A 13,567-nucleotide genomic window follows, 5' to 3' on the forward strand; every position below is an offset into this window, starting at 1 on the left:
TTGCCTTGGTTATCCTTTCTCACTTATCCGTCACTAAACACTTCAATTTCAGGCAATATGTTATTCCATATTACCTGAAACCTCGCTAAACAGGCCTATTCGTTTGTCTCGTCTTGGCCTTTATCGCTTGTAGAATTATCGACTTCTCCCTCGTTTTCTGTCGACGCATCATTCCCTACACTAGTTTCTGTGACATCAAGACCTTCTACTTCATCGTGGTCAACTTTTGTAATGGATGCAATCTGATCATTCTCTTTCAAATTAATCAAGCGAACACCTTGCGTAGCTCTTCCCATCACGCGAAGCTGACTAACTGCAATACGAATTACAATTCCAGACCGATTAATAATCATTAAGTCGTCATTATCGGTCACATCCTTGATCGCCACCAGCAGCCCTGTCTTTTCAGTTACATTAAGGGTCTTAACCCCCTTACCGCCTCTATTTGTTACGCGATAATCGTCAATATCCGTCCGCTTTCCGTAACCCTTTTCAGAAACAACCAATATCGTCGCATCATTTGTATTAACACTAATCATGCCAACAACTTCATCATCCGGCCCCGCAAGCGTTACGCCACGCACGCCCGTAGCTGTTCTTCCCATTGGACGCACCGTCGACTCATTAAAGCGAATAGCTCGGCCTGATTTTAACGCCATTACGATTTCACTGTTACCGTTTGTCAAACATGCCTCCAAAAGTTGATCACCCTCATTAATATTGATAGCGTTAATACCATTTGCTCTTGGCCGCGAGTACGCTTCTAATGATGTCTTTTTAATAGTGCCGCCTTTTGTACACATAATGATGAAATTATTCTCCAGATAATCCTGATCTTTCAAATTTTTCACCTTGATATAGGCTTTAATTTTCTCTTCTTTCGGGATATTGATGATATTCTGTATCGCTCTTCCTCTAGACGTACGGGTACCTTCCGGGATTTCGAATGCCCGCAACCAGAAACAACGACCTGCCTCAGTAAAAAAGAGCATGTAGTTATGGGCAGAAGCAGTAATGATATGCTCCGTAAAATCCTCTTCCTTCGTTGTAGACCCCAAAGAGCCCTTTCCTCCCCTCGCCTGCAAGCGGTATTCCGTTAATGGTGTACGCTTCACGTACCCCTCATGTGATATGGTGATCACGATTTCCTCATCATCGATAAAATCTTCCATCCGCATATCTTCTGCGGAGTGTACAATCTGCGAACGACGTTCGTCACCAAATTTCTCTTTGACTTCCAGCAATTCGTCCTTGATGATTTTCATTCTCAGTCCTTCATCCGCCAGTACGGATTTCAAATACTCAATGGTTTTCATCAATTCCGCATATTCCTCTTTGATTTTGTCACGTTCCAGTCCGGTTAACCTTCTGAGCGTCATATCAAGGATTGCTCGCGCTTGGATATCAGATAAACCGAATTTTTCCATTAAACCAACGCGTGCATCTTCCGGTGTTTCGGAAGAACGTATCAATTGGATAACTTCGTCCAAATGGTCAAGAGCAATCAATAAACCCTCTAATATATGTGCCCGTTTCTCGGCTTCAGCCAGCTCGAATTTGGTACGCCGTATAATCACTTCATGACGATGCTCTACGAAATGATGAATCATATCTTTAAGATTCAACAACATCGGTCGCCCGTGCACCAGTGCTATATTGTTTACACTAAAGGAAGTCTGTAAGGCAGTATATTTGAAAAGATTATTTAATACAATAGAGGCATTTGCATCTCTTTTTATATCATACACGATGCGCATACCATCTCTATCCGATTCATCCCGGATAGCAGATATTCCTTCAATTTTTTTCTCGTTAACAAGATCTGCGGTCCGTTTAATCATTTCCGCTTTGTTAACCTGGTAAGGAATTTCGGTTACGATAATGGTTTCTTTATCGTTCTTGGAAACCTCTATCTCCGCCTTAGCGCGCATGACAACTCGTCCTCTCCCCGTTTCGAAGGCATCTTGTACTCCTGCATAGCCGTATATAACGCCTCCCGTAGGAAAATCAGGCGCTTTAATATGCTGCATAAGCTCGGCAACGGTAATGTCACGATTGTCAATGTAAGCGACTGTCCCATCAATTACCTCGCTCAGATTGTGAGGTGCCATATTGGTTGCCATACCAACAGCAATACCTGATGCACCATTCACCAATAGATTCGGAATTTTGGTCGGCAGAACCGTTGGTTCCTGAAGCGAATCGTCAAAGTTTAATTGGTAATCAATGGTATCTTTATTTATATCAGCCAGCATTTCCTCGGCAATCCGCTTTAACCTGGCTTCCGTATAACGCATCGCTGCGGGGCTATCTCCGTCAATGGATCCAAAGTTTCCCTGGCCGTCTACCAGTGGATAACGGAGACTCCACTCCTGGGCCATCCGTACCATTGTATCATAAACAGACGAGTCGCCATGTGGGTGATACTTACCCAATACATCCCCTACAATACGAGCTGATTTTTTATAAGGTTTTCCACTGGTAACCCCTAAGTCCAACATCCCATATAAAACCCTTCTATGGACGGGTTTCAAGCCGTCCCGAACATCTGGTAGGGCTCTTGAAACAATAACCGACATCGAGTAATCGATGTAGGCAGATTTCATTTCCTCTTCTATACTAATAGGTATGATCCGGTCGTTAGCCGGCACCAAATTATCGTCATTTTCTGTTTCGTCAGCCATACTTGTTTAGTCCGTTAAAAAAAAGTTTCGCTTTAGTGCTTGCGAAAATAATAAAAATCTTTGAGAATTGACCACCGTGACACGGGGGTGTCAATAACGAAGATTGCCGTTTTTCCGTTTATTCCGTCTCGCCTTGTATTTGGTAAGTGGCATTCCTTTCTTTCCTATTGCCATGCTACTAATGGCTTCCTACCCAGTCAATATCCTTTTTTAAAAGCCGTAGTGTTTTCTCCTCTTCGGAACCTGTCTTTGGCTGGAGATTGTAAACCCAATTTGCCTGAGGTGGTAAACTCATAAGAATAGATTCAATCCGTCCATTGGTCTCCAAACCAAACTTGGTACCGGAATCATACACTAAGTTAAACTCAACATACCTGCTTCTCCGGATAAACTGCCAATCTTTTTCGTTTGGGGTAAAAGCTTTGTTTTGATTTCGTTTGATCAGTTCCGCATAAATAGGTACGAAACCTTCGCCGAGTCTTTTGGAAAATTCGAAGAGTTGATCATAGCTTAGCTTGCTATTATCGGGTTGCAAACGATCATAGAAAATGCCACCAATACCACGTGTTTCATTGCGGTGCTTTATAAAGAAATAATCATCTGCCCATTTTTTGAACCGAGCATAAAAATCCGTTTGAAATTGATCACAGATATCTTTTAATCGTTTATGAAAAAACGCAGCATCTTCGGGAATCACATAATGCGGTGTTAGGTCTATCCCCCCTCCAAACCACCTTGTTTGCTCATTTAGTTCGAAGTAACGGATATTCATATGGATAATAGGAACCCAAGGATTTTTGGGATGAATGACAATAGAAACACCCGTTGCAAAAAAATCGTCTTCCTGCACATCAAAAGCAGCCTTTATTTTCTCCGGCAACTTACCGTGCACCGCGGAGAAATTCACTCCTCCCCGTTCGATTACGTTTCCATCCTGTATGATGCGGGTGCGTCCGCCACCCCCACCCTCTCGTGTCCAACGTTCTTCTTCAAAAAACGCTTTCCCATCCGCTTCCTCTAAGCCCTTACAGATAGTATCTTGAATCTGTTGGTAGGAAGCGACAATTTCTTCTTTACTAAACATGCGGCAAAGATAAGGATTTAGCTTTCTATTACGCCACAATAAACGCTATTGGATATGGCATCGTTCATCACATTTATAAATGCGATATACGAATGAATTCTTACCGCATTCGGATAATTTGATTCAGATAAGTCAAACTCCAACAAGTCTTCTCCTGAATCGCCATAAACAAGACCGTAGCTGGCATTCATATACTCCGATCTTCTGTGAAGGCAAATAAAAGTGTACGTACTTTAGTAGGCGCAGCTTAAAATGAAGCGTACCTTCGACGTAGGCAACGGATGGATTGGTTGGGGTAATTAGTAGACCCTTTGAAACAAGAAGTTTCTCATAATCGATCTTGAGATCAGGATAGCTACCTGTTATTGCGTACTTTTTATTATAACTCATCGCGGCATTAAATGCAGACATATTCCTTGCTTTCGCTTCAAGTTGAAAACCTAAATCAATAAAATTTTTGCTATCCTGAAGGAATTTCTGCATGATACGCATGCGCTCACGATTCGCTAATTCCTTTTCTGAGGTAGGCGATGTACGCTTTTTGGGCAAACTCGCATTACGGGTATCCCTCTCCATTCGTAACCAATAACACTGCCTACTTTGCCAAAAAAAGAACCGTTTATGCCATTTTTTATAATCGCCATAATCATCTGATTTATAGTTGTTCCTACGAATATACCTATTTTTACCCAGTGTTTATCATAAAAAAATAAATAGCTATTATTTCATAGATATATTTTAAGGAATTTTCCCTATAAAGTCCCTATTATGTCCCTATTATTTTCTTATTATGTTATAGTTAATATGGATTCGAAATTTACCCCTTAAGATCCCCTTGTGGAGTCGTTAAAGAACGATTTCACTATACATTGATATAACGTTTATCATTTCCAGTCAAAGTTTATCACCGATATGCAGCAAATGACTGGAAATCAAGCTATAAGTAATTCAAGAAACAAAAGACGATCGGCACGACTTGTAATTCATTATGAATCAGTTTACCTTTGTGTCATCATAATTTAGGTTTATAATTGGTTAGTAAAAGTCCCTCAATCTCCCCGATTGAGGGCTTTTTTGTTATAAGCTGTAAGTCATAGACCCTGAGCTTTTAGCTCCCACGACATTATTATTTACTCTCTGTTTATTTCGGAGGTATTCTGAACTCTCTTTGTTCGGTTATCAAATTGGCTAATTGTCAAGTTATAAGCCATAGGCAATAAGCCTTAAGCTGTCAGCAATCAGCTTTCGATATCAGCTTTGGTTAGTGCCAACGCAAAACTACTGTTACTAATATGGCCGTACACTATAAGCTGCGGGCATTAGGTCGCACCAGCCCATCATCACATCGGTTCGTCATCACATTGGCTAATTGATAACTCCCCTACTCAACTACTCCTCTACTCGCCCATTTAACCAATCTCACAGACACAACCCAAAATTCATCATTCAACACGAATAAAACCTACTCAACGATTCAGCAACTCAACTATTCACAAATCCAAATTTTAGTTAAGTTTGTAACGAATAAACCCCGGGATAATGCATATTCTTATCATTGAAGACGAATCGCGTATTGCTCAATTACTTCAACGCGGGTTGGAGGAACTGGGATACAAAACTACCGTGGCCTATGATGGTATACTGGGTAAAAAGCTGGTATGGCAACAGGCTTACGACCTGATTATTATGGACATTATCCTTCCTAAAATCAACGGCATAGATCTATGCCGCGAGATTAAAGAAAGCTACCCGGATTTGCCTATTATTATGCTCACAGCCTTAGGAACAACAGACGATAAATTGGAAGGTTTTGATGCAGGGGCTGACGATTACCTGGTTAAGCCGTTTGATTTTAGAGAATTGGAGGCCAGAATCAGGGTTTTGCTTAAAAGGGGCTCCGCTAGCAATTCAGCAAGTACTGCTATATTAAAGGCGGGCGAACTGGAAATGAATTTACATACGCGGATCGTAAAACGGGGCAACGTTGAGATCAATCTCACGCCGAAAGAGTTCAAACTGTTAGAGTATATGATCCGCAACAAAGGAAGAGTTCTCCCGCGCGTTGAAATAGCAGAAAAAGTATGGGATACCACTTTTGACACGGGGACTAATTTTATTGATGTATACATCAACTATTTGCGTAACAAAATTGACAAAGCTTTTGAAGAAAAATATATACATACCAAACCGGGAATGGGGTTTATTTTCAAGACTGAATAAGCATCGAGATGAAAATCAGGAATAAATTAACCCTCTTATATTCGCTTCTGTCGGCCGGCGTCCTTTTAGTCTTCGCTTTGTTCTTTTACCTTTCCTTTGCAAATGATCAAAAAGACGAGTTTTACAATCAGATCAAACAGCACGCCATTACAAAAGTTTATTTTCTGTTCGATCTGAATATCAAACCGGAAGTGCTGCAAACGATATATGCTAATAATACCCGAAGGGTAATTAACGAAGAGGTGGCTATTTATGATGAATCGTATCGACTCATCTATCACGATGCCGAGAACAAAGACATTGTAAAAGAAACACCCCAATTGCTCGACTCAATTGTTAAAAATAGCGAAATCAGGTACAAATACAATAACTACTATGTTACGGCTTTTACACTTAAACACAGCAATAAAACCTATATCATTACAGCGGCTGCAATCGATCGTTATGGCGAAGAAAAGCTGAACACGATACTGGAATATTTAGCTATTGCCTTCTGCCTCTCCCTGTTGTTGATCGTCGTTGCCGGTCGCTTTTCAGCAGAACAAGCGTTAAAACCCGTTTCAGATATGGTGGAGAATGTGGAGGAAATTACAGCCAGCAATTTAGATTCCAGAATCAACGTTGGCAGCGGCAAAGATGAATTGGCAGAATTAGCGATCACTTTTAACGAAATGCTTAATCGATTGGAGAAATCCTTCAACGCCCAGAAAGAGTTTGTATCCAATATTGCTCATGAAGTGAGAACGCCCTTATCAACGATCATCACAGAACTGGAACTATCCTCCAACAAACCAAGAAGCATTGAACAATATCAACAGACTATTCGACTAACTCTTAAAGATGCACAAACACTAGCTAAGCTGACAACAAGCTTACTGGATCTTGCAAAAGCAAGTTACGATCCCACCCAAATATCCTTCAAAGCCCTTCGGATCGACGAGATTCTATTGGATGCAAAGCATCAATTGGAAAAACAGGCTCCTTCCTATCATATTACAATTGATTTCACGGAGATTCCGGACGGCGAAGACGAAATCACCATTAGTGGAAACAACTATCTTCTACAGGTCGCTTTTACGAATGTCATGGAAAATGCATGTAAATTTTCGGAAGATCAAAGTTGCGAGGTGAAGATCTCCTACCAAAATAATCATGCAATCATTGATTTTATTGATCACGGCACCGGTATTTCCGACGAAGACCTGCATAAAATTTTTATTCCTTTTTACAGAGGGCAGAATAAAAATCACTCCAGCGGTCATGGTATTGGCATGGCGCTCTCTCAACGGATTATTAATCTTCACCATGGAGAAATAAGTGTATTTTCAATCTTAGGTAGCGGCACTCGGTTCGAGGTTAAGTTACCGCATGTTTAATAGGCTATAGGCTTTAAGCAGTACGCTTGAGGCATGAGCCAGTGCCACTACAACTTTTTAGCCATCGGAAATCAGCAATCAGCTTTCGACTTTATAGTAAGCATTAAGCTATACGCAGTATGCTTTAAGCCCGCACGTGACTTTTCCTACTCAACTATTTAACTACTTAACCCCTTCTAATATTTTTCTAATAAAAATATAAAAGCTTTCTAACCGCTCGTCAGACACACGTTTTCCAACTTTGCATGGAAATAATATCATGATTATGCAAAGATTTTTTTGGATGATTGGAGTTTTGTGCTTTTATGGTTTAGGTGCAGCCAATGCGCAAAGCATTAGCTTAAGGGAGGCACTTTATATTGCGAAAACGCAAAACCCAAATTTAAAAACCGAGCTTTATCAAATTAAGGCAGCGCAGGCAGACAGCACCACTGCCGCATTACGGCCTAATCCATCCTTTCACAATGAAACCATTCAGCTCACGCAAGGCAAAAACTTTGCACCCCGTACCTCGTGGTCTGATCCGTTGAATCGTCAATCGCTTTTTACACTTACCAAACCCTTTCAGTTGGCAGGTCAGCGCCAAAAAAAAATTGATTTAGCAAAAGAGCAAATTGATTTATCGAATAAGAATTATCAGGAAACAGAACGAGGGGTATTTGCGGAGGTTGCTTCCAAATGGATGGAAGTTTACACCGCTCATAAGCAATTAGATATTCTGAAAATAGCCAAAAGTAATATCGATTCGCTCAGTGATATTAACAAGGTGCGACTTAAAAACCAGGTGATAACGCAAACCGATTTTATGCGCACGCAACTCTTGGCAAAAGAATATGAACTAAAGGTTAAAAGCGCTGAACAGGACCTGAGCAACCGACTGATGGAACTCAGTTATTTAATCGGATCGCAAGTTAATGATATCGATATTTCAGATCAATTTGCTTTAAAGGGCGATCTAGGCTTGGACTCACTACTGCAAGAGGCACTTGCTAATCGATCCGACATAAGAGCCGCGCAGTCATTGATTAATGTGTCTAATAAGAATATTTCCCTGCAACGAAGCCTCGCAGTACCCGTTCCTGAATTTGGATTTATGTGGAACCCACAAAACACGATTAATTATGCAGGCTTTACCGTAACCTTTGACCTTCCCTTGTTTTCCCGAAATCAGGGTGAAATCAAAAAGGCATATATCCTTAAGGATCAGTCAGAACAACAATATGCAGCGATAAAAAGTAAAGCGCAAACAGAATTGATGATAGCCTATGCCAGTTATCAAACACAACGACAAAACACGCATAAATTTACGGATGGACTGCTTAAACAAGCAGAGCATATATTAGCCAACGTTAAATATGCTTATCTCCGAGGAGGTACCACGCTGATCGACTTTTTAGAAGCACAACGTAGCTGGCTCGAAACACAACAACAATATTATGATGCCTTGCAACTCTACAGGCAAAGTTACATTCAATTACTGTATGCAAGTGGCTTAATCGGTCAGTTGGCTGGCTGATTTGATCATTCAACGAAAAAACAAGCCGAAATAAAATAAACAAACGAATTATTTAGCGATGAAACCGATTTTATATGTAATAGTATCCACCTTCTTGTGGACAGCATGCGCTTCGCATGAAGACAGTAAACTGGAACGTATTGAAGCACCCATTTTAAGTAATAATGGGCAAACGATCAGCTTTAAGGATAGTACAATGAGGCACTTCTTTCAAACAGAGCAGGTTTATGATGGTTCTGTAACCGCCTCTTATACTGCTCCGGGAAAAATTGCCGCCACCGTCGTAGCTTCTGTAGCCGGTGCATCCCAAAATGTGGTACTTTTTGACAATCCCGACTTAGCCGCCAGTTATACGGCGTTAGCACAACACCAAACCAATATTCATCAGATTCAGCAAATTAATCTGAAACAGAAAGAAATCGAATTGGACCGAGCTTCAGATTTATTGAACCACGGGGCAGCAACGGGCCGTGATGTATTGGAAGCGCAGACAGCACTTTCCCTCGAAAAAAGCAACCTCGCTAATGAAAAAGCATCACTCATTCAGTATGAAGCAAACTTGAAACAAGGCGGTTTTGATCCGACCGCGCTTCGAAAAGCACCGGCCGGTAAAGCATACGTGATATGCGATATTCCGGAAAACCAAATTAGCAATATTCATGAGGGAGCCGCTTGCGAGGTGTTGTTTTCTGCCTATCCGGATAAAACTTTCAAAGGACAGGTAGAAGACATTGCAGATGTGGTTGATAACGCCACGCGAATGGTTAAGCTGCGCATAAGCTTGCTTGATAATAGTAGCTTACTGAAAGCTGGCATGTTTGCACAGGTGCTGTTCGATCTGAAGAATGTTGGAAACCATATGACCGTCAGCAAAGAATCCTTAGTAACAGTAGATGGCAAAGATTATGTTTTTATCGCTGCAGGTAATGGTGTATTCAAAAGACAAACTATAACTACAGGACAACAGATAGGCGAACGCCTGGTCGTCTTGCAAGGCTTAGAAAAAAATGACCAGGTAGTAACAAAAGGAGCGATCCAACTTAAGGGGCTTTCCTTCGGATATTAATGGTTATTCCTGACAACCGTAACAATGAATAACTAATAACAAAAGCATGGTACAGGCACAGATTTTCATTAACAAAAACGAATTTTTAGGAGGTCAACCTCTTTATGAATTTATTATGCAATTTCTAATCAAACATCAGGTAAAAAGCGCTACTGCTTTTAACGGAAGTTTGGGTTATCTACAGGGCAGTCACCTAAGTAGGCCTAATGATCTTTTCAGTTTTGACGAGGTGCCCTTGCTCATCACTTTTATTGACAGAGAAGAAAAGATTAAAGAAGTACTTAAGTCATTGCGCACCGTTACTCAATCGGGCTATGTGATCATTCATGATGTGAAAGAATGGTCAGAATAATAGTTTATGATCTAGCTATCAACACCATGAAAGTAATTGAGCAATCAGGTTGCAACTAAAGGCCAACAAAGACAGAAAAATGATCAGGAATTTATTAATATTCTCATTAAAAAACCGTTGGACCGTAGTCGCCATCGGTATCATACTCATGGCAGTAGGATACTACTGCTTTACGCAACTTAAAATAGAAGCGTACCCAGATATTGCTGATACCAACGTAATTGTGGTTGCCCCATTCCCGGGAAGAGCGGCGGAGGAGGTAGAACAGCAAGTAACCGTTCCAATTGAACGCGCTTTGCAAAACACTCCCAATGTGCTGGATCGGAGAAGTAGAACTATCTTCGGATTGAGTGTAGTACAGCTCACCTTTAAAGATGGTACGGACGACTACTTCGCCCGTCAACAGGTGATGGAACGCTTGGGTTCTATTGAGTTACCCGATGGCGTCACCCCCGAGCTGGCACCACTCTCCACTGCCGTTGGTGAGATCATGCGCTACGTTGTAGAAGCGCCACCGAGTTTTACGCCAACGCAACTACGCGACTTACAGGATTGGGTTATTAAACCGGCTTTATTACAAACGCCAGGCATTGCTGATGTCACCACTTTCGGTGGTCCGATGAAACAGTTCCATATTTTTGCTTCTCCTGAAAAACTGCGTAAATACGATCTAAGTATAGCAGACATTGAAACAGCCGTTGATAATAATAATCAAAACACCGGCGGAAATATTATAAACCGTGGTGGCCAAGGTTTTGCCGTACGAGGCCTAGGGGCTATCAAATCGGAGAATGACATCTTAAACATCGTATTGAAATCAGTAAATGGTATGCCCATTTTTGTACGGGATGTCGCCAATGTTGAGGTTGGTCCTCCTCCCCCCAATGGTGTTTTAGGTTATACCGTCACAACAGACAGTTTAGATGTAAGCAATGGCGTAGAAGGTGTTGTGCTTTTACGTCGCTATGAAAATCCAAGTGATGCTTTGGCGCTTTTGAAGCAAAAAATGGCGGAGGTACAGGCGCATGATCTACCCGAGGGCGTCCGTATTAGGCCGCTCTATGACCGAAGCTTTCTCATCAATCACTCGCTGGAGACGGTAGCACATACACTTTTTGAAGGGATAAGCATTGTAATCATCCTCCTCATCTTTTTTCTTGGGAGTGTGCGTAGCGCGTTGGTAGTAGCCTTAACAATTCCTTTTTCTCTTTTGTTCGCCTTCATTCTGATGCGCCTAACCGGTATTCCTGCGAACTTACTTTCGCTCGGAGCGATTGATTTTGGAATTATTGTGGATGGAGCTTGCGTCATGGTGGAGCATCTCATTCGAAAGTATCGAACCGCCACAGCTGAAGAAAAGAAGGAAGGAATCATTAAAATCACCCTTTCTTCGGCACAGGAAGTAGGTAGGGAAATTTTCTTTTCGGTTACCATTATTATTTTGGCTTACATGCCCATCCTATTAATGACAAGGGTTGAAGGAAAGCTGTTTTCACCAATGGCCCTAACCTTGGCGTTTGCAGTAATAGGCTCCATGTTGGCAGCGCTCACAATAATCCCAGTGTTGATTTCCTTTGTTTACCACAAAGCGCTGAACAACGAAGAGAAACCATTGAAAGAACATCGTAACAAACTATTGGAGTTTCTGGAGAAGTTATATGGCAAAACCTTGCAAAAGTTTATTTCGCAATATAAGCGCACCGTAATCGTAGGCTTTTTCCTGGTTGCTATTTGTATTCTAGCTGGTGCTAAATTAGGCTCAGAGTTTCTACCTTCGTTAGACGAAGGCTCCATCTTTTTAAGAGGTAATTTTCCATCCGGTATTAATATTCAGGAAAATGCGAAATATGCACCACTCATTAGAAAGGTAATTTCCAGGTATCCGCAAGTTGCTTTTGTTATTACGCAAACAGGGCGCAACGACGACGGAACCGATCCGTTCCCCGCTAATAGAAATGAAATTCTGGTCGGGCTCAAAGACTATAAGCTTTGGAGTGATACCATAGCGAAGTCGACCTTGGTTAACAACATCAAGGCTGATCTATCCAAAGCTTTGCCAAGCGTTAGTTTTTCCAGCGGCCAACCCATTATTGATCAGGTAATGGAAATTGTTACCGGCTCGGCGGCGGATCTCGCGGTATCCATCGTTGGAAACGATCTGCATCTTATGCGGCAAAAGGCGGATAGTATCGCAAATATTGCAAGAAATATGCAAGGCAGCGAATCCGTTAATATCGAACAAGAGGGACCGCAGGAGCAAATTGCTGTTAATATAAACCGCGAGAATGCTGCAAGGTTTGGCATTAATATTTCCGATATCCAAAACATGATCGAGGCCGCAATCGGCGGCAAAACCATTTCTGAAATATACGATGGTACGAAACGCTATGACATTGTTGTTCGCTATTTACCCCAGTATAGAGATAACATTGATGCGTTAAAAAATCTATTGGTCACTTCAGCAACCGGTAACCTGGTCCCGATGAGCCAGCTTGCTGAAATCGGTTTTATCGAAGGGCAAACCAATATTTATCATTATGGAAGCAAACGCATGATCACCGTTAGAACGAATATTGAAGGAAGAGACCAGGTGAGTTTTGTAAAAGAACTACAGAAAAAAATTGGTGCACAAGTGCATATTCCAAAAGGATACGACCTTATTTATGGAGGACAATACGAGAATCTGGAAAGAGCCGGTAAACAGTTGTTGTTTACCATTCCGTTGACCATTGGACTCGTATTTGCCTTTCTATATCTGCTTTACAGAAACTTCAAGGATACCTTGCTCACGATGAGTTGTATTCTGTTTGCCTTAGGCGGTGGCATTGTAGCGCTATTGCTGAGGGGTTACTACTTTAATGTCTCGGCAGGTGTAGGCTTTGTCAGTATCTTCGGAATCTCTGTAATGGCAGGCGTATTGATCGTGTCGGCACTCAATAGAAACTTTAGTAACCTCTCTACTTATGCGTTGCCTATTGAAGAACAAAAGGCCGTCATATTGACTACTTCAAAGGGACAGCTGCGGGCGGTATTGACCATTCTGGTGGTCGCAATCATTGGCTTGTTTCCGGCAGCCACTTCCAGCGGCATTGGATCGGACGTTCAACGTCCATTGGCAACTGTCATTATTGGTGGCTTAACCAGTACCCTTGTATTTGCTCCGCTCTTGATTCCTCCCTTATTTTGGTGGACAAGCCGTAGGAAGTTTGGTTCAAAGCACAAGTTGGAAAATAGTTGAATAGTTAAGTGGTTGAGTCGTTGAGTTGTTG

At 41.7% G+C, this 13,567-nt stretch carries 9 protein-coding genes; 6 read left to right on the forward strand and 3 right to left on the reverse strand.

Features of this window, described 5'->3' with window-relative positions; translation table 11 throughout:
- Positions 1-95 precede the first annotated feature (95 nt).
- The 3 genes from gyrA to M1D52_RS14235 form a co-directional block, all read right to left on the reverse strand.
- Positions 96-2,684, reverse strand: a complete 2,589-nt coding sequence (gyrA, locus tag M1D52_RS14225; protein WP_013666620.1) for a DNA gyrase subunit A — start codon at positions 2,682-2,684, stop codon at positions 96-98.
- 178 nt (positions 2,685-2,862) lie between these two features.
- On the reverse strand, positions 2,863-3,768 hold the full coding sequence (gene hemF, locus M1D52_RS14230; protein ID WP_013666619.1) for an oxygen-dependent coproporphyrinogen oxidase: 906 nt from the start codon (positions 3,766-3,768) through the stop codon (positions 2,863-2,865).
- 132 nt (positions 3,769-3,900) lie between these two features.
- Positions 3,901-4,344 (reverse strand): DUF6266 family protein, encoded by a 444-nt coding sequence (locus tag M1D52_RS14235; RefSeq protein ID WP_013666617.1) that lies wholly within the window; start codon positions 4,342-4,344, stop codon positions 3,901-3,903.
- Positions 4,345-5,307: 963 nt separating this feature from the next.
- Here M1D52_RS14235 and M1D52_RS14240 point away from each other — a divergent pair.
- The 6 genes from M1D52_RS14240 to M1D52_RS14265 all read left to right on the forward strand — a co-directional run bounded on the left by M1D52_RS14240 (position 5,308) and on the right by M1D52_RS14265 (position 13,536).
- Complete coding sequence (locus M1D52_RS14240; RefSeq protein WP_013666616.1) at positions 5,308-5,988, forward strand: response regulator transcription factor; 681 nt, start codon at positions 5,308-5,310, stop codon at positions 5,986-5,988.
- An 8-nt stretch (positions 5,989-5,996) separates the two neighbouring features.
- A complete protein-coding gene (locus M1D52_RS14245) occupies positions 5,997-7,364 on the forward strand; it encodes a HAMP domain-containing sensor histidine kinase (RefSeq protein WP_013666615.1) in 1,368 nt (455 codons plus the stop codon).
- A 265-nt stretch (positions 7,365-7,629) separates the two neighbouring features.
- Positions 7,630-8,880 (forward strand): TolC family protein, encoded by a 1,251-nt coding sequence (locus M1D52_RS14250; protein WP_437392845.1) that lies wholly within the window; start codon positions 7,630-7,632, stop codon positions 8,878-8,880.
- A gap of 58 nt (positions 8,881-8,938) precedes the next feature.
- Positions 8,939-9,946 carry an efflux RND transporter periplasmic adaptor subunit gene (locus M1D52_RS14255; protein ID WP_437392846.1) on the forward strand — a complete coding sequence of 336 codons (1,008 nt, stop codon included), beginning with the start codon at positions 8,939-8,941 and terminating at the stop codon, positions 9,944-9,946.
- Positions 9,947-9,992: 46 nt separating this feature from the next.
- Positions 9,993-10,298: a DUF190 domain-containing protein gene (locus M1D52_RS14260; RefSeq protein ID WP_377609088.1), complete on the forward strand. Its 306-nt coding sequence runs from the start codon at positions 9,993-9,995 to the stop codon at positions 10,296-10,298.
- A 79-nt stretch (positions 10,299-10,377) separates the two neighbouring features.
- The gene (locus M1D52_RS14265) at positions 10,378-13,536 is read left to right on the forward strand and encodes an efflux RND transporter permease subunit (protein ID WP_149105694.1); all 3,159 of its coding nucleotides are present in this window, start codon (positions 10,378-10,380) and stop codon (positions 13,534-13,536) included.
- Positions 13,537-13,567: the final 31 nt, after the last annotated feature.

It is taken from the genome of Olivibacter sp. SA151, assembly GCF_054130995.1.